The sequence below is a fragment of the Psychrobacillus sp. OK032 genome, from assembly GCF_900111345.1.
In the GTDB taxonomy this organism is placed as follows: domain Bacteria; phylum Bacillota; class Bacilli; order Bacillales_A; family Planococcaceae; genus Psychrobacillus.
Genome location: NZ_FOGY01000001.1, coordinates 97,037 through 122,031, shown reverse-complemented (window position 1 = coordinate 122,031; position 24,995 = coordinate 97,037). Strand labels below are relative to the sequence as shown.

The window sequence follows — 24,995 nt, the reverse complement described above, 5'->3', positions numbered from 1 at the left end:
TTTTAATTAAACAAAAAAATAACCGATACATAATAATAAGCAAGAGAAAGAAGATGTAAATATGTTAAGTTTGAAAGAAATAAAAGAGAGATTAGAACAGGCAACCGGTTCGGAAACTTGGTTTAAAGAGCTAGAAAATGATACTAGAATAGGTGCTCAGAAACTAATAAACAGCTGGGAGAGAAAGCAACAAAAGCTACTACTAGAAAAAAAAGCACATGAAGAAAAAGTATTATTCGATCGCAGCTTTTGTACAAACGAACAAGATTTAGTAGCAGGAGTCGACGAAGCAGGGCGTGGACCATTAGCGGGACCAGTAGTGACAGCTGCAGTCATCCTAAATGCACATGCTGAGGAACTGATTGGATTAAATGATTCCAAGCAACTTTCAAAAGAAAAGCGAAATGAACTAGCTATAAAAATAAAAAACAATGCGATAAGCTATTTCATTCATTTTCAAACCGTAGAAAAAATTGATGAACTAAATATTTACGAAGCAACAAAGCAATCCATGACAGAATCGGTCCTACATCTACATAAACGACCATCTGTAGTGCTAGTTGATGCTATGAAACTACCGATAGATATAGAAACACACTCCATCATTAAAGGGGATGCACAAAGCTTAGCAATTGCCGCGGCATCGATACTTGCTAAAACAGCTCGAGATGAATATATGGACCAATTACACGAAAGATATCCACAGTATTTATTCAATAAACATGCTGGATACGGCACAAAAGAACATGTTGAACGAATAGTGAAATACGGACCAATAGAGCATCATCGTAAAACGTTTGAACCAATAAAGTCCATTTTAAAAAAATGAGGTGAGTAAATGACTTTTCCATCTTTTTCATCCATTGGATCACAGACATCCCCAGTTGTTTCAACAGGAAGACAAATGCCTATGAAAGAAGGGCAAGTTGTACACGGAGTGATAAAAAAACTATATCCAAATCAAACTGCAGAGGTGCAAATAGGCAATCAAAAAGTCATCGCAAAACTGGAAACCCCTTTAAAAGCAGGAGACGCCCATTTTTTTCAAGTATCGAAAGCTTCTCCAGAAGTACAACTAAAAGTAGTGACAGGTCCATTAACCGGAGGTAATACTTTTGCGCAACAAGCAACCCAATTGTTACAAGCAATGAATTTAACGAAAACGAGTGAAATGCAAGCGGTTACCCAATTTTTCTTAAAAGAACAATTACCCATATCAAAAGAAATATTAGTACAAGCAGAGCAACTTTTAAAACAGTTGCCACAAGGAGTCTCGATAAAATTAGCGCTTGTAGCAATTCAAAAAATGACAGAGTTAAAGCTACCATTCACACAGAATCTATTGGAGGCTGTCGTAAACGGGAAATCCACGGGTGGTTTGCAGTCGTCTATCGAAAATTTCAAACTGGCATTACAACAGGATTCGACCATTTCACAGGTTGTAAAAAACGATATGATGCAAAGCTTACAAAAAGTAGCTGAGCCTTTTCGTTTACCTGTAGCAGGTGCGATTATTGGGAAGCAAATAGTGATACTGCAAGATCAGCAAACAAGTATTTCGACGAGATTACCTATCATACAATCTTTAAAGCAAGTAGAAATTTTACCAGCAGCGGCTTCTTTATCAAACCCAATTCCTTTAGTTAGTAAGCATTCGTTACCTAATTCAGCGGGACAACTGATGGCACAATTGGCACACGCTACACCTCCTGAAAAAGGGGCAATAATGGAACAACTCCGTAACTGGATAAATGTACAACCGTTATTGACTTCTGCGCAAAAAGAACAAGTATTGTCCATGATGAAAGAAAATAGCCAAGCCCAACAGATCAATAACGTGTTAGTCAAAGTATTTGCGGAACAGAGTCAGCATGCCATTTTCCGAGAGGACACAAATAGTTTAACCGCCAAAGAGCATTTAGTTACTCTACTAGGAAAAGGGCAAACGGTAGAAAGTGTTAACCAGGTATTACAACAAGTAGCTACAATGTCTAAAAGTAACTTCAATAGCTTTAATGCCCAAATAATTACTGGGGCGGAGCAAGCTGTATTAAACCAGTTGGATGGAAAAGCTTTTGAACATGCGATGAAAGAAGTATTAAAATCTCTAGGGTTTAATTATGAAGCGAAGCTTGGAAATAACAGTGAAGAAATTAGAAATATAGCGCTTCAATTAAAACCTCAATTAGTAGAGTTGATGCAAAATCACACCATTTCTACAACCCTAAGAGATAGTGCAGAAATGCTACTAGGACGAATGAATGGTTTGCAAATTTTGTCGGGAGAAAATGGTCCACAACATCAGTTACTTATGCAAGTGCCGTTAGAATTTCTTGGTAAGAAAATGGATGCAACGCTAGAGTGGAATGGTCGAATGAAAGAAGACGGAAAAATAGATTCTGATTTTGCGAGAATTATGTTTTATTTAAAATTAGACACATTGGATGAAACGGTAGTAGATATGCAAGTGCAAAGTAGAATTGTAACGATTACCGTATACAACAATAATGCACAGTTGCAGCAGATTGCCAATACATTTAAAACCGGCTTAAAAGATGGGCTACTATCCGTTGGATATACACTATCTGGTGTATTTATGAAAACATTCGAAGAACAAAAGCTTGCATCGAAGGTCCAGTCAAAAATGGCTTCAAGAGATTCGCAAGGAGTAGATATACGAATATGACAAAAGAGAAACAAGTTCGAAAAGAAGCAATTGCACTAACATATAAACCTGGAGTGGTAGATGCGCCGACAGTAGTGGCAAAAGGAAAAGGGAAAATTGCCGAAAATATATTAGCTAAAGCAAAAGAACATGAAGTACCTATTCAACAAGATGCAAGTTTAGTAGAGCTTCTGGGGCAATTAGATATAAATCAGTCCATTCCGGAAGAGTTGTATCAAGCGGTGGCAGAGGTTTTTGCCTTTATTTATAAGGTGGATCAGGAAAAAGGGAAAAGTAATCTACCAATCTAATTCGTTCGACTGTAAAATATCGAAATATTTTATAATTTCTACAATTGCTATACTTGTGTGGACAAGTTGTGACAGTTTTAATACAATGAAAAGGTAGTATATTACTTGACACAAGTTTGATTGGAGGATGTAAGATGAATATCCATGAATATCAAGGGAAACAACTCCTCAGACAATATGGCGTAGCAGTTTCAAACGGAATTGTTGCTTTTTCACCTGAAGAGGCAGTAAAAGCGGCAAAAGAGTTAGGCTCAAGCGTTATTGTTGTTAAAGCTCAAATCCACGCAGGTGGTCGTGGTAAAGCTGGTGGAGTAAAAATCGCAAAAAATTTAGATGAAGTACGTGAATACGCGAAGGAACTATTAGGAAAAGTGTTAGTAACACACCAAACGGGTCCAGAAGGTAAAGAAATTAAGCGTTTACTGATCGAAGAAGGTAGCGATATTAAGAAGGAGTATTATGTAGGTTTAGTTCTAGACCGTGCAACTTCTCGTGTAACATTAATGGGCTCTGAAGAGGGCGGTATGGATATCGAGGAAGTAGCTGCAAATACACCGGAAAAGCTTTTCTATGAAGAGATTGATCCTGTTGTAGGTTTAACAGGTTTCCAAGCTCGTCGCATGGCTTTTAATATGAACATTCCAACAAAACTTGTTAATAAAGCAGCTAAATTTATGCTTGGTTTATACCAAGTATATAAAGAAAAAGATGCTTCTATTGTTGAAATCAACCCGTTAGTAGTAACAGCGGATGACAACGTTTTAGCATTAGATGCAAAATTCAACTTCGATGCAAATGCTTTATATCGCCATAGCGATATTTTAGAAATGCGCGACTTTGATGAAGAAGATCCAAAAGAAATCGAAGCTTCTAAATATGACTTAAGCTATATTTCATTAGATGGAAATATCGGTTGTATGGTTAATGGAGCAGGTCTTGCAATGGCTACTATGGATACAATTAGCTATTACGGCGGTTCACCCGCAAACTTCCTGGACGTTGGGGGCGGTGCTACAGCTGAAAAAGTTACAGAAGCATTCAAAATCATCCTTTCTGATGCTAACGTAAAAGGTATTTTTGTTAATATCTTCGGTGGTATTATGAAATGTGACATTATCGCAGAAGGTGTTATTATTGCTGCGAAAGAAGTAGGACTTTCTGTGCCATTAGTAGTACGTCTTGAAGGTACAAATGTCGATTTAGGTAAAAAATTATTAAATGAATCAGGCTTAAATATAATCGCTGCTGACTCTATGGCAGACGGTGCTCAAAAAATCGTTAATCTTGTAGGATAAGAAAGGCAGGGACAAAAAGTGAGCGTATATATTAATAAAGACACGAAAGTAATCGTTCAAGGAATAACGGGCTCAACTGCTCTTTTCCATACAAAACAAATGCTTGAGTATGGTACTAAAATCGTTGCTGGGGTTACACCTGGTAAAGGTGGTACGGAAGTAGAAGGCGTTCCAGTTTTCAATACAGTGGAAGACGCTGTAAAAGCAACTGGTGCGAATGTTTCAGTAATTTATGTACCAGCTCCGTTTGCTGCTGATGCGATTTTAGAAGCTGTGGATGCTGATTTAGATATGACTATTTGTATTACTGAACATATCCCAGTATTAGACATGGTTAACGTGAAACGTTATATGGAAGGCAAGAAAACTCGTTTAGTTGGACCAAACTGTCCAGGTGTTATCACTGCAGACGAGTGTAAAATTGGTATTATGCCAGGATACATTAACACAAAAGGTCATGTTGGAGTTATTTCAAGATCTGGAACACTTACTTACGAAGCAGTACTTCAGTTAACTGAAGCTGGAATCGGACAATCAACATCTGTTGGTATTGGTGGGGATCCTGTAAATGGAACAAACTTCATCGATGTTCTAAAAGAGTTCAATGCAGATCCTGAAACATATGCAGTTGTTATGATTGGTGAAATCGGTGGTACTGCTGAAGAAGAAGCGGCAGAATGGATTAAAGCTAATATGACAAAACCTGTAGTAGGATTCATCGGTGGTCAAACTGCACCTGAAGGTAAACGTATGGGACATGCTGGAGCAATTATCTCTGGCGGTCAAGGTACTGCAGAAGGAAAAATCCAAGCGATGAAAGAAGCAGGGATGAAAGTTGCTGCAACTCCATCTGTAATTGGTGAAACTTTAATAGAAGCTATTAAAGAAGCAGGTCTTTACGACGCTTGTAAAACACATTAATATAGTAGTACGGCGCATCTTTTCGGTGTTGCCGTACTATTTTTATAGGAGGGTAGAAATGATTGATGAACAATTCACAAATCGATTTTTAGCATTGCATTATGTATTTCCAGTTCCTTTAAACAAAATAAAACCCCTACTTGAGTATGACCCTCAATTAACTCAACTAGAAAAAATGAAGCCTACTTTTCTTGCAAGTATATGTAGAATTTCGGAGAATCGTGCGATAAATTTACAACAAATGTACCAAAAATACGTAGAAATCCCACTTCTACAAATATATGAAAAACATACTATATCCCCTATTATTTTCACTAATCCCAATTACCCATCTAATCTATTAAACTTGTATGATTCACCAGCAGTATTATATGTAAAAGGTGATATAAATTTGCTTCGAAACGATAAGAAAATTGCAATTATTGGTTCAAGGGAAGCGTCCGATTACTCTAAGAGTAGTATTGAAAAAATTTTACCTCCATTAATACAAAAAAACTTTGTCATCGTGAGTGGGCTAGCGAAAGGTGCAGATACATTGGCACATGAAATTACAATGCAAAATGGTGGGAAAACAATCGCTGTATTAGGCACTGGATTTTTTCATGTGTATCCAAAACAAAACGCAGACCTAGCGCATAAAATGTCGAAAAATCAGTTGTTAGTAACGGAATACCCTCCATATATAACACCGAAAAAATGGAATTTCCCTATGCGAAATCGAATTATTAGCGGATTGTCACAAGGTGTCGTTATTACAGAAGCAAGAGCGAAAAGTGGTACAGTTTCGACAATGGAACATGCACTTGAAAACGGAAAAGAAATATTTGCAATCCCTGGGTCTATCTTTTCTCCCCTTTCCGCAGGCCCACATAACCTTATACTAGAAGGTGCGAAGCCTGTTTGGGATGGACATCAAATACTGGAAGAATTACTGAAATAACAAACGAATAAAATAATTTAAAAATGAAAAGTCTTGCTTTTATTATGAAACTGTTATACATTTTGCAACAGGTATTTGTTTTGAAGAAAAAGCGAGTTACCTTCTATAAGGAGGCACATTTATGTCGGATTATTTAGTTATAGTAGAATCGCCAGCCAAAGCAAAAACGATTGAGCGATACCTTGGAAAAAAATATAAAGTAAAAGCATCGGTTGGTCATGTTCGCGATTTACCTAGAAGTCAAATGGGTGTCGATGTGGAACATAACTATGAGCCAAAATATATTACGATACGTGGAAAAGGTCCCGTATTACAAGATTTAAAAAAAGCGGCAAAAAAAGCGAAGAAAATATATCTCGCAGCTGACCCCGACAGAGAAGGGGAAGCAATTGCATGGCATTTAGCTAACTCATTAAATGTAGATATTCATTCAGATTGTCGCGTCGTTTTTAATGAAATTACAAAGGATGCTATTCTAGAATCTTTTAAACATCCTAGACCGATTAATATGGATTTAGTGGATGCACAACAAGCAAGAAGAATTTTGGATCGACTAGTAGGTTACAATATTAGTCCTATACTATGGAAGAAAGTGAAAAAAGGTCTTTCGGCTGGTCGAGTTCAATCTGTTGCACTTCGTTTGATTATTGACCGCGAAAACGAAATTAATAGCTTTGTCCCTGAAGAGTACTGGACGATCGAAGGGCAGTTTGAAAAAGATAAAAAGGCGTTTGATGCACTTTACTTTGGAAACGAAAAAGAAAAATTAAAACTATCAAATGAAAATGAAGTTAAAGCAGTATTAAATGTGATGAAAGGCACTAATTTCGAAGTAACGAACGTAGTGAAAAAAGAGCGCAAAAGAAATCCTGCACCTTCATTTACGACTTCATCTCTTCAACAAGAAGCAGCTCGTAAGCTCAACTTTAGAGCTAGAAAAACGATGATGCTTGCGCAACAATTATACGAAGGAATTGACCTTGGTAAAAAAGAAGGTACTGTCGGCCTCATTACTTACATGAGAACTGACTCTACTAGAATTTCGGATACTGCGAAAGCGGATGCACAAGAATTCATTACACAGGAATATGGTTCAGAGTTCATTGCAACGAAAAAAGCAGAAAAACAATCGAAAAAATCTCAAGATGCCCATGAAGCAGTACGTCCTACAAGTGTTTTAAGAACGCCAAATGAGTTAAAGGCAATTTTGTCTCGTGACCTATTTCGTTTGTACAAACTAATATGGGAACGGTTTATCGCTAGTCAAATGGCACCTGCTATTTTAGATACAGTTGCGGTAGATTTGAAAAATGAGGAAGCCGTTTTTCGTGCAAATGGTTCTCAAATAAAATTCCCTGGTTTCATGAAAGTGTATGTAGAAGGTTCGGACGATCAAACAGATGATAAAGACAAACTGTTACCAGTTTTAGCTGTCGGGGATAAAGTAAGTGCCTTATCCATTGAACCCAAACAGCATTTTACTCAACCGCCTCCAAGATATTCGGAAGCAAGACTCGTAAAAACATTAGAAGAGTTAGGTATAGGTAGACCATCCACTTATGCACCAACGCTTGATACGATTCAAAAAAGAGGATATGTTGCATTAGAAACAAAACGTTTCGTGCCTACCGAGCTTGGAACAATTGTTCATCAACTGGTATTAGAATTCTTCCCAAACATACTAAATATTGAATTTACTGTTCAAATGGAACAAGATTTAGATAGTATAGAAGACGGGCAAGTAAAATGGGTGGAAGTAATTGATGGTTTCTATCAGGACTTTGCTAAACATGTAGAGCATGCAGATGCTGAAATGGAGAAAATCGTCATTAAAGATGAACCTACCGGAGAAGACTGCGAAAATTGTGGCTCCCCAATGGTTTATAAATTAGGACGTTATGGTAAGTTTATGGCTTGTAGTAATTTTCCAGAATGTAGAAATACAAAAGCGATTATTAAGGAAATTGGCGTACCTTGTCCATCTTGTGAGAAGGGGCAAATCGTCGAACGAAAAAGCAAAACAAAACGATTGTTTTACGGCTGCGACCAATATCCAACATGTGAGTTTGTTTCTTGGGACAAGCCAATCAATCGACCATGTCCTAAATGTAATGCTATGCTAGTAGAGAAGAAATTGAAAAAAGGTATACAAATACAATGTGTTTCTTGTGATTATAAAGAAGATCCACAGAGTTAACGGAAAGAAGGATTGCTACATGACTGAAATTGTAAACGTTATTGGTGGTGGACTAGCTGGAAGTGAGGCAGCTTGGCAAATTGCAAAAAGAGGTGTGAAAGTACGTCTTTATGAAATGCGCCCTGTCAAACAAACGCCAGCCCATCATACAGATAAATTTGCGGAGTTAGTATGCTCCAATTCCCTTCGAGCAAATAATTTAACAAACGCAGTAGGTGTTATTAAAGAAGAAATGCGTATGCTAGATTCGCTTATAATTGATTCTGCTGATAATAGTAGCGTACCGGCTGGTGGTGCACTTGCAGTTGATCGACATGACTTTGCTGGAAGAGTGACAGAGGCAATTCGAAATCATCCATTGATTGAAGTTGTCAATGAAGAAGTGACAGAAATCCCAGAAGGTATTACGGTTATTGCAACCGGGCCTTTAACTTCTCCTGCACTTGCAGAGAAAGTAAAAGAAATGACAGGCCAAGAATATTTATACTTCTACGATGCTGCTGCTCCGATTGTTGAAAAAGACAGCATTGATATGGATAAAGTATATTTGAAATCTCGCTATGATAAAGGGGAAGCGGCTTATTTAAACTGTCCGATGACAGAAGAAGAGTTCAATCGCTTTTATGATGCATTAGTGGCAGCGGAAGTAGTGCCTCTAAAAGAATTTGAAAAAGAAATTTATTTTGAAGGCTGTATGCCAGTAGAAGTAATGGCAGAGCGTGGTCGTAAAACACTGTTATTTGGACCAATGAAGCCAGTAGGTCTAGAAGATCCGAAAACAGGCAAACGTCCATATGCGGTTGTCCAACTTAGACAAGATGATGCAGCTGGTACTCTTTATAATATCGTTGGATTCCAAACGCATTTAAAATGGGGACCACAAAAAGAAGTAATCAAGTTAATACCTGGTCTTGAAAATGTAGAAATAGTTCGATATGGTGTGATGCATAGAAATACGTTCATTAATTCGCCATATGTTTTACAACCAACGTATCAGTTAAAAGCAAATAAAAACATTTTCTTTGCTGGTCAAATGACAGGTGTTGAAGGGTATGTAGAGTCAGCTGGTAGTGGGTTATTAGCGGGTATTAATGCGGCGAAGCTTGCCAAAGGGGAAGAATTAGTAGTGTTCCCAAGCGAAACAGCGCTCGGTAGTATGGCACGATATATCACAGAGGCGGACCCGAGAAATTTCCAACCTATGAATATTAACTTTGGTTTATTCCCAGAATTACAACCAAAAGTGAGAGATAAAAAGGCAAGAACAGAACAATTAGCGAACAGAGCGCTCGCGACAATTCGAAATTTTATGAAAAATACAGCGTTATAATTGCTTTAAGCCTCTTAAAAGTTGTATACTTTTAGAGGCTTTTACTATGGAAATGTAACGGAGTTGTTTTGTATGATTGAACCTGATAAATTACATAATTTTATAGCCTATATCCAATTAGAAAAGAATTATTCAAATTTAACCATTCGCGAATATGAACATGATATAAAACAATTTATCCAGTTTCTTGAAATAGAAGGAGTAAATAACTTAGATGATGTAGAGTATGTCCATGCAAGATTGTATGTTACGAACTTATATGAGGAGCAACTTGCGAGAACTACAATTTCTCGGAAAATATCAGCTATAAGATCTTTCTATAAATTTTTGCATAGAGAATACAATATTCGAGATGATGCTTTCCAATCGTTATACCATCCTAAGAAAGAAACGAAGCTGCCGCATTTCTTTTATGAAGAAGAAATGGAGAAATTATTCGATGCAAATAAGGCTACTGATCCATTATCTGTTCGTAATATGGCAATACTTGAATTATTATATGCAACTGGAATTCGAGTAAGTGAACTTACATCAATCGAATTACGTCATGTAGATAGTAGTTACGGAGTCGTACGCGTAATGGGAAAAGGTAGAAAAGAGCGGTATGTGCCTGTAGGAGACTTTGCACTTTCTGCTGTAGAAGAATATGTTCTAAATAGTAGACCCAAACTAATGAAGCATACATCCCATCCCTTTCTATTTGTCAATAATAGGGGAGAGCATTTAACGACAGAGGGAGTAAGGTATATTTTAAATGGAATGATGGAGAAAGCATCCATGCATTCAACGATTTATCCACATATGCTGCGCCATACATTTGCCACTCACCTATTAAACAATGGGGCAGATTTGAGAAGTGTTCAAGAACTCTTAGGCCACTCACATCTATCTTCTACTCAAGTATATACCCACGTAACAAAAGAACATTTACGAAAAACGTATATGAATGCTCACCCGCGAGCATAACATTCAACAACAATAAGGTGAATTTGATATATTGGAGGTAATGGTAAAATGTCTAGTATTCATGCAACAACGATTTTCGCGGTTAGTCATAACGGTTCTCATGCAATGGCAGGAGACGGGCAAGTTACATTAGGTAATCAAGTAGTAATGAAACATACAGCCAAAAAAGTGAGAAGATTATTTAATGGTCAGGTTGTAGCAGGATTTGCTGGTTCTGTAGCGGATGCATTTACGCTATTTGAAATGTTTGAAGGGAAATTATTGGAGTATAATGGAAACCTTCAACGAGCAGCTGTGGAGCTTGCCAAACAATGGCGAGGAGACAAAATGCTTCGTCAACTAGAGGCAATGCTGTTAGTGATGGACAGTAAACATCTATTACTAGTATCTGGTACGGGGGAAGTTATTGAACCAGACGATGGAATTCTTGCAATTGGTTCAGGTGGGAACTATGCACTTGCTGCTGGAAGAGCATTAAAACAGTACGCTGGGGATAATATGACTGCAAAAGAAATTGCAGTTGCGTCTTTAACTACTGCTGCTGATATTTGCGTATTTACGAATCATCAAATTATTGTGGAGGTATTAGGTGAATGAATGAAATAAACTTAACCCCAAAACAGATTACGGAGCATTTAAATAAATATATCGTTGGTCAGGAAACTGCCAAAAAAGCAGTAGCGGTTGCACTCCGAAATCGCTATAGAAGACAATTACTTGGCGAAGAGATGAGAAATGAAGTAATTCCTAAAAACATTTTAATGATTGGACCTACTGGTGTAGGGAAAACAGAAATAGCTAGAAGGATTGCAAAACTTACAAAAGCTCCTTTCGTCAAAGTGGAAGCAACTAAATTTACAGAAGTCGGATATGTCGGTAGAGACGTGGAATCGATGGTTAGAGATTTAGTAGAAGCTGCGATTCGAATTGTTAAAGAAGAAAAGATGGAAGAAGTAAAAGATCAAGCAATCCGTTTGGCAAACGATGCAATAGTAAAGCTCTTAGTTCCTTCGTTAAAGAAAAAGAATTCGAACCAGAATCCATTTGAAGCTCTTTTTGGCGGAAAAGCCGAAGATGAAACTTCTGATATAGAAGATACAGATGTACGTTTAAAACGCTCTCAAATTGCCGAAGATTTAAGAGACGGAAAACTCGAGGATGAAATCGTAACGGTAGAGGTAACGGAAACAGCACCATCTATTTTTGACGCATTGCAAGGCGGCGGAATGGAAAGTATGGGTATGAACATGCAAGATGCGTTTTCTAGTTTAATGCCAAAGAAAAAGAAAAAAAGAAAAATGAAAGTCAAAGATGCGCGGAAAGTTTTAGTTCAAGAAGAAGCGGGTAAGTTAATAGACAATGATGAAATTGCCCAAATTGCAATTGAAAAAACGGAACAATCCGGGATAATCTTTATCGATGAGATGGATAAGATTGCAAGCAGGAATGGAAATAATTCATCTGTGGATGTTTCAAGAGAGGGTGTTCAGCGAGATATTTTACCGATTGTTGAAGGTTCTACTGTTACGACTAAATACGGAGCTGTTAAAACAGATTATATTTTGTTCATCGCAGCAGGTGCTTTCCATATGTCGAAACCATCAGATCTCATTCCCGAATTGCAAGGTCGCTTCCCAATTCGTGTAGAGTTGGAAAAGCTGACAAAAGATGATTTTGTTCGAATTTTAAAAGAGCCTCAACATTCTTTAGTAAAGCAATATGAGGCGTTACTTCAAACAGAGGGAGTAACAATTACATTTTCGGATGAATCAATCGAACGTATTGGTGAAATCGCTTATGAAGTGAACCAAGAAACCGATAATATTGGAGCTAGAAGACTTCATACAATTTTAGAGAAAATATTAGAAGAGCTTTCTTATGAAGCCTCTGACATATCACCAGCCCATATTCAAATTACACCGTCTTATATCGACCAAAAACTTGACAATATTGTGAAAAATAAAGACCTATCGCAGTTTATACTGTAGAATGGAATACTGGGTGTTTTCAAAAGGACAATTGAAAAGCTTTAGAATATAAAAATAAATAATGGAACTACAATGGAGGATACAAAAATGAATTTATTAGACAAAACAAGAAAGATTAACTCGATGCTACAAGCATCTGCTGGGAAACCGGTTAACTTTAAAGAAATGGCAGCAACATTAACTGAAGTAATTGAATGTAATGCATTCATCGTAAGCAGAAAAGGTAAATTACTTGGGTTTGAAGTACATCAAAAAATTGAAAATGAACGCATGATTAAAATGATGGAAGAGCGTCAATTTCCGGAAGAGTATACAAAAAATTTGTTTACTGTAAGTGAGACTTCACCTAACTTAGATGTGCACAGTAAACATTCTGTATTTCCTGAGGAAAACAAAGAGCTATTTAATGAAGGTTTAACAACAATCGTCCCAATTATTGGCGGAGGCGAGCGTTTAGGTACATTGATCTTAGGCCGTTTAAAACAAGAATTCCATGACGATGATTTAATCCTTGCTGAATATGGAGCAACTGTTGTTGGTATGGAAATCCTACGTGAAAAATCGGAAGAAATTGAAGAGGAAGCTCGTAGTAAAGCAGTTGTTCAAATGGCGATTAATTCATTATCTTATAGTGAATTAGAAGCAATTGAGCATATTTTTGAAGAACTAGACGGCAACGAAGGCTTACTTGTTGCTTCTAAAATCGCGGATCGTGTAGGTATTACTCGTTCTGTAATCGTCAACGCACTACGTAAACTTGAAAGTGCTGGAGTAATCGAATCTAGATCATTAGGAATGAAAGGAACTTATATTAAAGTTCTAAACGACAAATTCCTTAATGAATTAGCTCAATTAAAAATGAAATAATAAATAATACAAACTTGCCTCTTCTACTTAATTGTAGGAGAGGTTTTTTGTTGGGCCGAAGTTTTGTAAATTAGCGAAATCACCTGTATTTCTAAAAGTAGTATTCTTAAATATTGCCATTCTTTTTTTAGAAATAGTGAGCCATAAGAGGAGACCGCAGGGTTTTCGCTTCAGGCGGAAGCCTGCTGCGAAAATCACGGGACCTTGCCGCTAAATTATAGTCACATTGAATAGAGCATTATATTTAACAACGTCCAACTAGCAGTGGCTTAGTAAAAAACAATTTTTCCGAAATATAGCATCTCCGCTAGACTTGTTTGTCGTGTTCGGCGGCCTGTTTGTCGCTTTCGAGATATGTTTTGTCGTGTTCGGAAGCTAGTTTGTCGCGTTCACAGCATGTTATGTCTCATTCAACCATTTATTGGATTTTATTTTCAAGAAATACTAAATAAGATACCGCTAAAAAGCGTCCGCCCTGCAGCGGAAATCCCAGCGGTAACTTCCCTATGACGCTTTATTCCTATTTTATGAAGTGAAGTTTCAGAAATGTTTAAAAATATAGATAAAGGGTATTAATAGTAAATTGTTTAATATGAAAAAGGCCATTTATTATAGAAGAAGTGAACGGTAAATAACGGGAACCAACTGGATGGTTAAAAAGACGCATTTGCGTCATACTTCAGAAATTTCTAACATTAAGTTTTTGTGAAAATTGATAGTTTTTGATTGATTTTTGGAGGCAATCTATGCAAAAATTAACAATTGTACAGAATAGACATTAAAAAGTCGAATGTTGGCGAAAAAAAGGAAAAAAGACCTATTAATTCAAATGAAATTGAATAGACACAATGTAACGTTTTCATTACAATTAGATTATTATGATTTTCATAGATTCTTATAAAAAGAAAAAGACAAGAGTAAAATGAGGTGAATTAGTTGGGTATATTTGGCGGGACCATTTCAAATTTGGAAAAAGGATTAGGTTTCTCTGCTGCGAAACAAAAAACAATTGCGCAAAATATAGCGAATGTTGACACACCGAATTACAAAGCAAGAAGTGTTAGTTTTAACGAATTTTTATCAGAAGCAAAAAAAAATACTATATCTGCTAATCGAACTGAACAGAAGCATATGAATTTTAGCATGCAAACTAGTGCTTCTGGAGTATTCGACTATAAAAGTTTTCGATACAGTAATAATGGAAATGGAGTCGACATGGACAAAGAACAAGCAAACCTTGCGACTAATCAGCTTTACTATAATGCACTTGTCGACCGTGTGAGCGGGAAATTAAATACGCTACAAACCGTTATCAAAGGAGGAAGCAGATAATGTCGATTTTTCACGGAATGAACACGACTGCTTCCGCTTTAACAGCACAACGTCTTCGTATGGATGTCATTTCTTCTAATTTGGCGAATGTTGACACGACTCGCGCGAAACTTGTCGATGGTGAGTGGCAAGCATATAGAAGAAAAACAGTCATACTACAACCCCAAGAAGGAAAATTTTCGAATTTCTTAAATGTAGCGATGGGAACAGCAAGTAAAGATAGCTTGGGACATGGGGTAAAAGTAACTAGAATCAACGAAGACACAGAAACCCCATTCAAATTAGTGTATGACCCGACACATATAGACGCCAATGTTGATGGGTATGTAGAAATGCCAAATGTAGACCCGTTAAAAGAAATGGTTGACCTAATATCAGCCACACGCTCTTATGAAGCGAATGTCACTGTTTTTAATGCAAACAAAGCAATGTTGTCGAAAGCATTAGAAATTGGAAAATAAGAAGAAAGAAGGTCTGTACTAATATGGCAATTGATTCTATTTCATTATTCAACCCTTCCCAAATAAATCCTGTCTCTACAACTTCTAAGATAAGTTCCGCAGAAGCACAAGAAAAATTTGGTGATTTTTTGAAAGGCGCAATTGATTCTGTAAATGCAAATCAAAAAGCTTCCGATGTTGCAACAGAAAAGTTAATTCGTGGAGAAAGTATAGAATTGCATGATGTAATGATTGCTTCACAAAAAGCAAGTATTACATTGAACGCAACTTTAGAAATTCGAAACAAAGTGATTGAAGCTTATCAAGAAATCATGCGAATGCCAGTCTAAACTCTCGGTTATCGCTAAATATCGAGCAAAATATTCACCATAACCGGAGGATACAAATGAATGAACGTATAAGAAAAATGACAAATGATATAACCCTATTTTGGAGAAGTCGAACGAAGACCCAAAAGGGGACAATGATAGGCAGTGTCGTAGCGGTTATTTTACTGGCCGCTGTACTTACCTATTTTTTAACGAGAACTGAATTTGTTCCTCTTTACTCTGACGTTTCACCTTCTGAAATAGGACGTATAAAAGAAACATTAGATGCACAAGGAGTTCCGAATGAGATTGCCGCTGGTGGTACATCGATCTCCGTTCCCGCCGATCAAGTGGATGCATTATTGGTACAACTGGCAGCAGAAGGATTTCCCCAATCAGGAATGATTGACTATAGTTTCTTTTCTCAAAATGCTGGTTTTGGTATGACAGACAACGAATTTAACGTATTAAAATTAGCTTCTATGCAAACCGAATTAGCTAATTTGATTAAAGGTGTAAAAGGAATAAAAGACGCGCAAGTCATGATTACATTACCAGAAGAGAGCGTGTTTTTATCACAAAGCAATGATGCTGCGAGTGCTGCCATTATATTAAATACTGAACCAGGATATCAGTTTACGGAATCTCAAATAACGTCTTTATACAACTTAGTTTCTAAATCGATTCCTAACTTATCGACAGAAAATATTACGATTCGAAATCAGTATTTAGAGTATTTTGATATGGCACAGGCAACTAGCGGTGCAGGTGGAACAAGTGTAACTGATCAAATGACGATTAAAAAGACCATTGAACGTGACCTACAAAGACAAGTACAAACGATGTTAGGCACTTTAATGGGGCAAGACAAAGTGGTCGTTTCGGTTACTACGGATATCGATTTTCAACAAGAAAATAGAGAAGAAAATCTAGTACTACCTGTAGATGAAGAAAACATGGCTGGAATCGAGATTAGTGCACAACGTATTTCCGAGACATTCACAGGAAACAACCCTGTTGCAGGAGGTACACCACAAGCAGAAGATGCTACAGATAACTTTACGAACTATGTCGAAGGTTCTAATGCTAATGGTGATTATGAAAGAACCGAAGATATGATCAATAGCGAAGTAAATCGAATTCGAAAAGAAATTGTCGAAAGCCCTTATAAGATTAGAGACATTGGTATTCAAGTAATGGTAGAGCCACCTAATCCAGATGATATTGCATCAATGCCTACTGGCGTCCAAGGTGATATCGAACAAATTCTTGCAACGATTATTCGAACTTCTATAGATAAAGACGAAGTAGCAGAATTAACGGAAGCTCAACTAGAAGAAAAAATTGTTGTGTCCGTTCAACCGTTTAACGGTAAATCAGTAGCTACTACAGAAACTACTGCTACAATTCCATGGTGGGTTTACGTAGTAGGAGCTATTTTACTAGTAGCGATTATTCTACTCATCATTTTCATTATTCGATCTAGAAGAACAGAAGAGGAAGAACAAGTAATTCTAGAAGAGCAGAGAGAAGAATTAAAAATTGATGACATTAATGATGAAAAGGAAACGGAAGCTACCTTAAGACGAAAACAACTAGAAAAAATGGCGAAAGACAAGCCAGAAGATTTCGCGAAATTGTTACGTACTTGGATTGCCGAAGATTAACTTTATTCTACAGAATAAAGTTAAAGCCTCCGGCGGATATCACAGATTTTGAAGGGAGTTATAGGGGGATGTTAGCCTAAATATGTCGCATCCTTGCGGGCAACGGCTAACTGACCTGCATCACGAGGGCCTCGGGTTCAAAATCTGGATGCAATTACGCTGAGGCGTAATTTATTGGGGAGACTGCTATGAATAAAAAAGAAAAAGAACTTAGTGGGAAACAAAAAGCCGCGCTTTTATTGATTTCTCTCGGACCTGAAGTGTCGGCTTCCATTTATAAGCATTTAAATGAAGAAGAAATCGAGCGCTTAACTTTGGAGATTTCTGGTGTAAAAAAAGTGGAACCAGAAATTAAAGAAGATATTATTGAAGAATTTCACAATATCGCTCTTGCGCAAGATTATATCTCGCAAGGCGGTATCGGCTATGCGAAAACGGTTCTGGAGAAAGCACTTGGTGCAGAACATGCGCAAGCGATTATTAATCGTTTAACATCATCACTACAAGTGCGACCTTTTGACTTTGCAAGAAGAGCAGAGCCGACGCAATTATTTAATTTCATTCAAAATGAGCATCCACAAACAATTGCACTGATCTTATCTTATTTAGAGGCACAGCAAGCGGGAGTTATTCTCTCTTCATTGCCGCAAGAGATGCAGGCTGATATTGCAAAACGTATTGCTACGATGGATTCCACATCACCTGAAGTAATAAGTGAAATTGAATCGGTGTTAGAACGAAAACTTTCTTCAACGGTTACTCAAGATTATACCGAAACTGGTGGAGTCGATGCGGTAGTCGAAGTACTGAACGGAGTCGATCGTACAACCGAAAAAACAATTTTGGACGCATTAGAAATTCAAGATCCAGAACTTGCAGAAGAGATCAAAAAACGAATGTTTGTATTCGAAGATATTGTTACATTGGACAATCGTTCGATTCAGCGTGTTATTCGGGATTGTGAAAATGAAGACCTACTCCTTTCGATGAAAGTATCGAGCGAGGAAGTAAAAGATGTTATCTTCCGGAATATGTCTGCACGTATGGCAGAATCCTTTAAAGAAGAAATGGAATTCATGGGACCTGTTCGCTTACGTGATGTGGAAGAAGCGCAGTCTCGTATTGTTACAGTTATTCGTAGATTAGAAGATGCGGGCGAAATCATCATTGCACGTGGTGGAGGAGATGACATTATTGTCTAGGATTTTCCGAAACGTACAAGTAAGAGAAAACAGTGAACAATTAAAACCAATTCAAATAAAAAATCTTCATATACAAGAAGAAATAGACACGGAGCAACCTCTTTCTTTGGATATCATCTTAAAAGAACGAGAAAAAATGATGCAAGAAATAGAGCAAGAGATTGCGCAAAAAAAAGCTGCATTAGCTTATGAAATAGAAGAAAACAATCAATCGATTGAAAACGAACGAAAAGCATGGGATGAACAAAAACTAGCGTTTCAACAACAAGCTTATGACGAAGCCTTTACTCAAGGAGTCGAGGAAGGACGCGAAAAAGCACTATCCGATATGCAAAATGCTATACAAATTGCGAATGAAACAATGCAAATAGCGCATGAAAACGCAGCGAAATATTTACAACAGCAAGAACAAGTTATATTGGAACTTGGTCTACGAACTGCTGAACGAATAATAGGTACCAAACTAGAAGAAAACGATGAATTATTTTTATCCATCGTGAAAAGAGGATTAAAAGAAGCGAGAGAAATGAAAGAAATTAAATTATATGTTTCACCAACTTATTTTGCTTTAGTATCAAGTAATCGTGAAGAACTTGCTTCTTTATTTCCAGTAGATGTACCTTTTATGATTTTTGTAGATGAAGAAATGAATGCTACGGATTGTTTTATCGAAACAAATCATGGAAGAATTGTTGTCAGTATCGATGAACAACTACAGGAGTTAAGACAAAAACTAGTAGACATGCTAGAGAGCTTGGAGTGAATGTGATGAAAGCGGTCGATTTAGTTCAACAAATTTCCAATGTACCTACATTTAAAAAATATGGTCGTGTGAATCGCGTTGTTGGATTAATGATTGAATCACAAGGCCCTGAAAGCTCGATAGGCGATGTTTGTAAAATTCATATAAACTCTTCTAAAAATGGTCATTCCGTTATCTTTGCGGAAGTTGTTGGATTTAAAGAAGAAATTGTAATATTGATGCCTTACACAAATATTCGAGAAATATCTACAGGTTGTTTAGTGGAAGGGACGAACAGTCCTTTAGAGATAAAAGTCGGTCCGGATTTAATAGGTAAAGTACTCGATTCGATGGGCAATCCGATTGATGGGACAATGCTCCCGAAAGGCTTAATGACGGTTGGTACAGAACAAGATCCACCAAATCCGCTTACGCGCCCACCGATTGATGAACGAATTGAAGTGGGAGTAAAAGCGATTGATGGGATGCTAACAATCGGAAAAGGACAAAGGGTTGGTATTTTTGCTGGATCTGGTGTTGGTAAAAGTACATTGCTAGGAATGATTGCGAGAAATACAAATGCAGACTTAAATGTCATTGCGCTTATAGGAGAACGTGGAAGAGAAGTACGGGAATTCATCGAGCGAGATTTAGGAAAAGAAGGTTTAGCAAAAACGATTGTAGTAGCAGCTACATCGGATCAGCCGGCTTTAATGCGTATAAAAGGCGCATTTACTGCTACAGCTATTGCCGAATATTTCCGAGATAAAGGGCTAAATGTCATGCTAATGATGGATTCCGTAACTCGTGTTGCGATGGCACAACGAGAAATTGGACTCGCAGTTGGGGAGCCCCCTGCTACAAGAGGATATACGCCATCTGTCTTCTCTATATTACCGAAACTATTGGAGCGTACTGGTACAAATGAAAACGGGACAATTACCGCGTTTTATACTGTATTAGTAGACGGTGACGATATGAATGAACCGATTGCAGACACTGTCCGAGGTATTTTAGATGGACATATTGTTCTTGATAGATCCCTAGCTAACAAAGGTCAGTATCCAGCCATTAATGTACTGAAAAGTATAAGTAGGTTGATGAATCATATTTCAGATGAAGATCATAAAAAAGCTGCTGAACGATTGCGAGATTTATATTTTACGTATAACAAATCAGAGGATTTGATCAATATCGGTGCCTATAAACGAGGCACTTCCAGAGAAATTGATGAAGCCATACAATATGAGCCTTTAATCACTTCATTCTTAAAACAAGGCTATTTGGACAAAGTTACGCTTGCGTCAAGTGTTGATGAATTAGTGAAATTAGCGGGTGGTGGTTCGTAAAATGGTTGCCTATCAATATAAATTTGCAAAAGTGTTAAATGTTCGGGAACAGGAAAAGTCAGAAACGGAACTTGCGTATAAAGAATCGGTGCATATGTTCGAAAAAGTTGCGACTGAATTATATGAGCTGTTAAAAAAGCAAGAAGACACAGTTGATGCACAAAATAATCGGTTAACTGCAGGATTATCTATTGATCAAATCCATCATTATTCTAATTTTATAGAAGGTTTACAAAAAAGAATTGATGTTGTTCAAAAAGAAGTTATCCAAGCGCGTTCCAAAATGAACTGGTTTGAAGAAAAGCTAGTCGAAAAATCATTGGAAGTACGAAAGTTTGAAAAGATGAAAGAAAAAGACTTCGAACAATTCAACGAAGAACAAAAGCGGCTAGAAACAATACAGTTAGATGAAATTTCATCTATAAAGTTTCAAAACAAAGAGATTAGGTGAGTACAAGCATGGCTAAGCAGAACAAATCGAATAAAAGCATTCCACAAGAGAAAAACAGTGCAAAAGGTATAAGTAAAATGAAAATGTTTTTTTATTGGTTTATCATCCCTTTGTTATTTGCTTTAGCTCTCCTACTAATTATTGCTCAAATATTGAATGTGAATGTTTTTGAAAAAGCAAAAGAGTTAACTGGTGTCGGACAAATGGAAGCAGTAACAGAAGACATAAAAACGGATAATCTAGAACAAAGAGTAGTTTCACTACAAGCAGAAATCCAACAAAAAGAAGCAGAAATAGGCCAATTACAAGTAGAGATCGAAAACTCTGCGAAATCAAATGAAGCGCTTTTAGTAGAACAGAAGCGACTACTAGATGAAATAGAAACACTGCAAAGAGAACAAACAAGTACAAAACAAGAGTATAGCGAAATTGTCTCTACATTTGAAAAAATGTCTGCTAAAGCAGCCGCACCCGTCATTACGAAAATGAGTGATGCAGAAGCTCTACGAATACTAACTAGTTTAAAACCCGATACAGTAGCGAAAATTTATGAAAAAATGACACCAGAAGATGCCGCAAAATATACCGAGCTTATGACGGGGCAATAATATTTTTTTTCATGAAAGGAGGTGAACTAGTGAATATTGCAGCAGTAGTTAATATGGGAAACAATATGGCGATTCAGTCAAAAGAACAGCAAAAGATACCTCTTACCCAAACTAATCAAGTATTTGGAAATGTATTTGGTCAGATACTATCCAATCAGCAAGTGGCACAACAGCCAGTTATACGGATACCAAATGAAACGCAACAAAATTTAGTCCAAGACTTACTTTCTCTATTAGGTGCAGGGTCATTGGAAGAAGCGGAAACTTTATTAGATTCAAAAGAATTAGCAGTTGATCCGAAAGAATTGAAAGAGTTATTTAGTAAGTTGCTAGGAGAAGAAATAGATCCTTCAGAAGAAATGACCGAGTCCAATGTATGGGACTTGCTAGCAGGCATTAATGAACAAGCAAGTAAGCTGACAGATGCTATTGTTCTCTCTCTTAATGGGCAGGGACCAGCTTCACCACTTGAAGCTAAGCAAGCTGTACAGTTATTAAAAGTTGCACAATTAATAGGTAATAAATCAGATTTAACTTTAAAACAAGAGTCAACACTTTTTGACTTGAAACAACTTCTTGAGAACGTTAAAGAAAACGCCGCGAAGACGATGGAAAACGAAACTAAAAAACCAGTTGTTATACAAGCGTTAAAGCCAGTTGTTCAACAAATGATCATAAAACAAGTTTCTACACAAGTTCCAAGTGAAACAATTGTTGAAACGAAAGAAGTAACAACAAATGTCCAAGGTCATTCTTCTACCATTATTCAAACGAAAGTAGAAACAGTTTCCATGACATTACCAACTGAAAAGCCTGGGCAATCAGAAGAATTTTTGAAAGAACTACAAAAAGTCATGAATCGTGTACAGTTTGGTCAAACCGGTGGGGCAAATAGATTAGTTATTAAACTATATCCGGAGCAGCTAGGAACAATTCGAATTGAATTAGTCCAAAAAGATGGAATGTTAACTGCGAAAATGTTGGCATCTACTGCACTTGGAAAAGAGTTGTTAGATTCAAACTCAAGCAATTTAAGGCAAAGCTTACAGAGCCAAAATATTCAACTAGATAAGTTGGAAATAATGCAAGCCCTACAAGATTCAAATAGACAAGAAAGAAATCAATCTTTCCAAGAGTCATTTAGAGAGCAACAGCAACAGCAACAAAAACAAAGTGACGAGACGTTGGAAGAACAATCTTCATTCGAAGAACTTTTAAAGGAAATGGAGGTATAGAAATGGCTGATATGAATCCAATTACAAGCGGTATGTACTTACAGAACCAAAAAAAGGTAGAAAAACAAACGGGAAATAGTGCATTAGGAAAAGATGCTTTTTTAAAAATTCTAATGACGCAACTTCAAAATCAAGATCCGACAAAACCAATGGATGATTCACAATTCATCGCACAAATGGCACAGTTCTCTTCTTTAGAACAAATGACTAATTTAACAAAAGCATTTGAAGATTTTGCAGAAGTGCAAGAACAAAGCCAAATGATAGAGTATAGTAGCTTCGTAGGAAAAGAAGTGAAATGGCATGAGTTAACAGAAGAAGTAGTCGAAGACGGCAAGCCAATTACAAATGAAGGTACCGGACAAATAAGTGCGATTAGATTTGTAAATGGCAAAGTAGAATTTACACTTGCCGATGGTAAAGTAATTTCACCAGGAAATATTTCCGAAGTATTATCAAGTGGCACAAGTGCAAACAGCTTAGTGGAAGCAAGTATGATGATTGGTAAAACAGTAAGTTATGCGAATGGTGAAACAGAAGGAACGGGGCAAGTTGTCTCAGTAACGAAAAAAGATGGCTCGATTGTTTATAATTTAAGTGATAATACGACAATAAAAGCTGATCAAATCAATTCAATCAGCTAATAGAACGGAGATATGCAATGGACAACATTAAGATGAATCGCGTTCCGCTGCAACCAACAATCCGTCAACCCTTTACGTCTAAACAAGTCACAACATCAAAACAATCGTTTTTACAGCATTTACATGATGCAACCGTAAAAACAGAGTTGAAAGTCAGTAAACATGCTAATCAACGATTAATTGATAGAAATATTCACATCTCAGAAGCAGAGTGGCAACTGATTAATGACAAAGTAGCAGAAGCACGCTCAAAAGGTGTAAAAGACTCTTTAGTATTGATGGATCAAGCAGCATTAATCGTCAGTGCAAAAAATGCGACAGTGATTACTGCAATGGATCGCACGGAAGCGAAAGATCAATTATTTACAAATATCGATGGCACGATTGTGCTGAACTAATAAATAGCAGGACCTTTAAAAGGATGCTATGTGCAGCGGACTGATTGAAGCTAGCACGCAAATTGAAGGGAGAAAAAATTTAATGATTCGCTCAATGTACTCAGGTATTTCAGGCTTAAAAAACTTTCAAACAAAACTAGATGTTATAGGTAACAATATCTCAAACGTAAACACTTACGGGTTTAAAAAAGGTCGTACGATTTTTAAAGATTTGATCTCACAAACAACATCAGCTGCATCGGCTGCCACCTTAACGCGTGGAGGGGTAAACGCAAAACAAGTTGGTTTAGGTTCACAATTATCCGCAATTGACACGATTCATTCAGGGGGTTCATTACAATCTACTGGAAATACATTAGACTTAGCGATTTCTGGGGATGGTTTTTTTCAAGTTGCTGATGGTAATAACGATATAGATCCAGCTACAGGGTCAGGTACATTTACAAATCCATCTTATACAAGAGCCGGAAACTTTTACATGGACAATAATGGGTACTTAGTTGACTCAAGTGGTAAGTTTTTAGTAGGTGCAGGAGTAAGTGGATGGGATGCTGACCCAACAACGGTTACAACTGCCTATCCCGCAGCTAATGAAGTTACTGCAGATACTACTGCTACTGGAAATCTTTCTACAACACCTGGAACAATGGCTGATAAGTTGCCAGTAACTACTACAGGGACAGCTACAATTGATTACACTCCAATTCGTATTCCAACAAATGCACAAAGCATGGCTGTTGGACAAGACGGTTCGATTACATTTGTAGATTCAGAAGGAACGTTGAGATGGGCGGGTCAATTAGTCTTAACTAAGTTCCCGAATCCAGGTGGTTTAAATAAAACTGGTTCTAACTATTACCAAGCTACTTCAAATTCCGGTGATCCTATGAATCAAGTTGCTTTAAAAGAAGGTGTTGGGTCAGTAAACTCCGGTTTCCTAGAAATGTCAAACGTCGATTTATCAGAAGAATTCACAGACATGATCGTAGCGCAACGTGGGTTCCAAGCAAACACTCGTATTATTACAACTTCTGACTCCATTTTAGAAGAGCTTATAAACTTAAAACGTTAATCAATTAAACTACTAAATTTGTAAGGGAGGGTTGGGCCGCTCCTTT

General features: G+C 37.1%; 25 protein-coding genes. All 25 read left to right on the top strand.

What is annotated here, in order from left to right; translation table 11 throughout:
* Positions 1 to 61: 61 nt before the first annotated feature.
* The 25 genes from BMZ04_RS00625 to BMZ04_RS00505 all read left to right on the top strand — a co-directional run bounded on the left by BMZ04_RS00625 (position 62) and on the right by BMZ04_RS00505 (position 24,949).
* The gene (locus tag BMZ04_RS00625; RefSeq protein ID WP_093263300.1) at positions 62 to 829 is read left to right on the top strand and encodes a ribonuclease HII; all 768 of its coding nucleotides are present in this window, start codon (positions 62 to 64) and stop codon (positions 827 to 829) included.
* A 9-nt stretch (positions 830 to 838) separates the two neighbouring features.
* Positions 839 to 2,686: a hypothetical protein gene (locus BMZ04_RS00620; protein ID WP_093263295.1), complete on the top strand. Its 1,848-nt coding sequence runs from the start codon at positions 839 to 841 to the stop codon at positions 2,684 to 2,686.
* Positions 2,683 to 2,976, top strand: a complete 294-nt coding sequence (locus BMZ04_RS00615) for an EscU/YscU/HrcU family type III secretion system export apparatus switch protein (RefSeq protein ID WP_093263290.1) — start codon at positions 2,683 to 2,685, stop codon at positions 2,974 to 2,976. Before BMZ04_RS00620 ends, BMZ04_RS00615 begins: the two co-directional genes overlap by 4 nt.
* Before the next feature lie 134 nt (positions 2,977 to 3,110).
* Positions 3,111 to 4,271: an ADP-forming succinate--CoA ligase subunit beta gene (gene sucC / locus BMZ04_RS00610; protein ID WP_093263286.1), complete on the top strand. Its 1,161-nt coding sequence runs from the start codon at positions 3,111 to 3,113 to the stop codon at positions 4,269 to 4,271.
* A gap of 18 nt (positions 4,272 to 4,289) precedes the next feature.
* Complete coding sequence (sucD, locus tag BMZ04_RS00605) at positions 4,290 to 5,192, top strand: succinate--CoA ligase subunit alpha (RefSeq protein WP_093263282.1); 903 nt, start codon at positions 4,290 to 4,292, stop codon at positions 5,190 to 5,192.
* 58 nt (positions 5,193 to 5,250) lie between these two features.
* Positions 5,251 to 6,132 (top strand): DNA-processing protein DprA, encoded by an 882-nt coding sequence (dprA, locus tag BMZ04_RS00600; protein ID WP_177184266.1) that lies wholly within the window; start codon positions 5,251 to 5,253, stop codon positions 6,130 to 6,132.
* Positions 6,133 to 6,253: 121 nt separating this feature from the next.
* Positions 6,254 to 8,329 carry a type I DNA topoisomerase gene (gene topA, locus BMZ04_RS00595; protein WP_093263277.1) on the top strand — a complete coding sequence of 692 codons (2,076 nt, stop codon included), beginning with the start codon at positions 6,254 to 6,256 and terminating at the stop codon, positions 8,327 to 8,329.
* 19 nt (positions 8,330 to 8,348) lie between these two features.
* Entirely contained in the window at positions 8,349 to 9,659 is a 1,311-nt protein-coding gene (trmFO, locus tag BMZ04_RS00590; protein WP_093263272.1) for an FADH(2)-oxidizing methylenetetrahydrofolate--tRNA-(uracil(54)-C(5))-methyltransferase TrmFO, read from the top strand.
* Between the two features lie 72 nt (positions 9,660 to 9,731).
* Positions 9,732 to 10,625, top strand: coding sequence for a tyrosine recombinase XerC (xerC, locus tag BMZ04_RS00585; RefSeq protein ID WP_093263266.1), 894 nt, complete (start codon positions 9,732 to 9,734; stop codon positions 10,623 to 10,625).
* 48 nt (positions 10,626 to 10,673) lie between these two features.
* Positions 10,674 to 11,222: an ATP-dependent protease subunit HslV gene (hslV, locus tag BMZ04_RS00580; protein ID WP_093263261.1), complete on the top strand. Its 549-nt coding sequence runs from the start codon at positions 10,674 to 10,676 to the stop codon at positions 11,220 to 11,222.
* Positions 11,219 to 12,613, top strand: coding sequence for an ATP-dependent protease ATPase subunit HslU (gene hslU, locus BMZ04_RS00575; RefSeq protein WP_093263256.1), 1,395 nt, complete (start codon positions 11,219 to 11,221; stop codon positions 12,611 to 12,613). The genes hslV and hslU overlap by 4 nt, the downstream gene beginning before the upstream one ends.
* 87 nt (positions 12,614 to 12,700) lie before the next feature.
* Positions 12,701 to 13,480 carry a GTP-sensing pleiotropic transcriptional regulator CodY gene (gene codY / locus BMZ04_RS00570; RefSeq protein ID WP_093263252.1) on the top strand — a complete coding sequence of 260 codons (780 nt, stop codon included), beginning with the start codon at positions 12,701 to 12,703 and terminating at the stop codon, positions 13,478 to 13,480.
* A 936-nt stretch (positions 13,481 to 14,416) separates the two neighbouring features.
* Entirely contained in the window at positions 14,417 to 14,812 is a 396-nt protein-coding gene (gene flgB / locus BMZ04_RS00565) for a flagellar basal body rod protein FlgB (RefSeq protein ID WP_093263248.1), read from the top strand.
* On the top strand, positions 14,812 to 15,273 hold the full coding sequence (gene flgC, locus BMZ04_RS00560; protein ID WP_093263243.1) for a flagellar basal body rod protein FlgC: 462 nt from the start codon (positions 14,812 to 14,814) through the stop codon (positions 15,271 to 15,273). The genes flgB and flgC overlap by 1 nt, the downstream gene beginning before the upstream one ends.
* A 23-nt stretch (positions 15,274 to 15,296) precedes the next feature.
* The gene (gene fliE, locus BMZ04_RS00555; protein ID WP_093263240.1) at positions 15,297 to 15,602 is read left to right on the top strand and encodes a flagellar hook-basal body complex protein FliE; all 306 of its coding nucleotides are present in this window, start codon (positions 15,297 to 15,299) and stop codon (positions 15,600 to 15,602) included.
* Positions 15,603 to 15,658: 56 nt separating this feature from the next.
* The gene (gene fliF / locus BMZ04_RS00550) at positions 15,659 to 17,248 is read left to right on the top strand and encodes a flagellar basal-body MS-ring/collar protein FliF (protein WP_093263237.1); all 1,590 of its coding nucleotides are present in this window, start codon (positions 15,659 to 15,661) and stop codon (positions 17,246 to 17,248) included.
* A gap of 188 nt (positions 17,249 to 17,436) precedes the next feature.
* Positions 17,437 to 18,450, top strand: coding sequence for a flagellar motor switch protein FliG (gene fliG / locus BMZ04_RS00545; RefSeq protein ID WP_093263233.1), 1,014 nt, complete (start codon positions 17,437 to 17,439; stop codon positions 18,448 to 18,450).
* Positions 18,434 to 19,213: a flagellar assembly protein FliH gene (gene fliH, locus BMZ04_RS00540; RefSeq protein WP_255367741.1), complete on the top strand. Its 780-nt coding sequence runs from the start codon at positions 18,434 to 18,436 to the stop codon at positions 19,211 to 19,213. Before fliG ends, fliH begins: the two co-directional genes overlap by 17 nt.
* Positions 19,214 to 19,218: 5 nt before the next feature.
* Positions 19,219 to 20,541 (top strand): flagellar protein export ATPase FliI, encoded by a 1,323-nt coding sequence (fliI, locus tag BMZ04_RS00535; protein ID WP_093263225.1) that lies wholly within the window; start codon positions 19,219 to 19,221, stop codon positions 20,539 to 20,541.
* Position 20,542: 1 nt separating this feature from the next.
* Complete coding sequence (fliJ, locus tag BMZ04_RS00530) at positions 20,543 to 20,992, top strand: flagellar export protein FliJ (RefSeq protein WP_093263220.1); 450 nt, start codon at positions 20,543 to 20,545, stop codon at positions 20,990 to 20,992.
* A gap of 8 nt (positions 20,993 to 21,000) precedes the next feature.
* Positions 21,001 to 21,600 carry a MotE family protein gene (locus BMZ04_RS00525; RefSeq protein ID WP_093263215.1) on the top strand — a complete coding sequence of 200 codons (600 nt, stop codon included), beginning with the start codon at positions 21,001 to 21,003 and terminating at the stop codon, positions 21,598 to 21,600.
* 29 nt (positions 21,601 to 21,629) lie between these two features.
* The gene (locus tag BMZ04_RS00520) at positions 21,630 to 22,835 is read left to right on the top strand and encodes a flagellar hook-length control protein FliK (RefSeq protein WP_177184265.1); all 1,206 of its coding nucleotides are present in this window, start codon (positions 21,630 to 21,632) and stop codon (positions 22,833 to 22,835) included.
* A 2-nt stretch (positions 22,836 to 22,837) separates the two neighbouring features.
* Entirely contained in the window at positions 22,838 to 23,479 is a 642-nt protein-coding gene (gene flgD, locus BMZ04_RS00515) for a flagellar hook assembly protein FlgD (RefSeq protein ID WP_093263207.1), read from the top strand.
* Between the two features lie 17 nt (positions 23,480 to 23,496).
* A complete protein-coding gene (locus tag BMZ04_RS00510; RefSeq protein ID WP_093263202.1) occupies positions 23,497 to 23,877 on the top strand; it encodes a TIGR02530 family flagellar biosynthesis protein in 381 nt (126 codons plus the stop codon).
* An 82-nt stretch (positions 23,878 to 23,959) separates the two neighbouring features.
* Entirely contained in the window at positions 23,960 to 24,949 is a 990-nt protein-coding gene (locus BMZ04_RS00505; protein ID WP_093263199.1) for a flagellar hook-basal body complex protein, read from the top strand.
* Positions 24,950 to 24,995 lie beyond the last annotated feature (46 nt).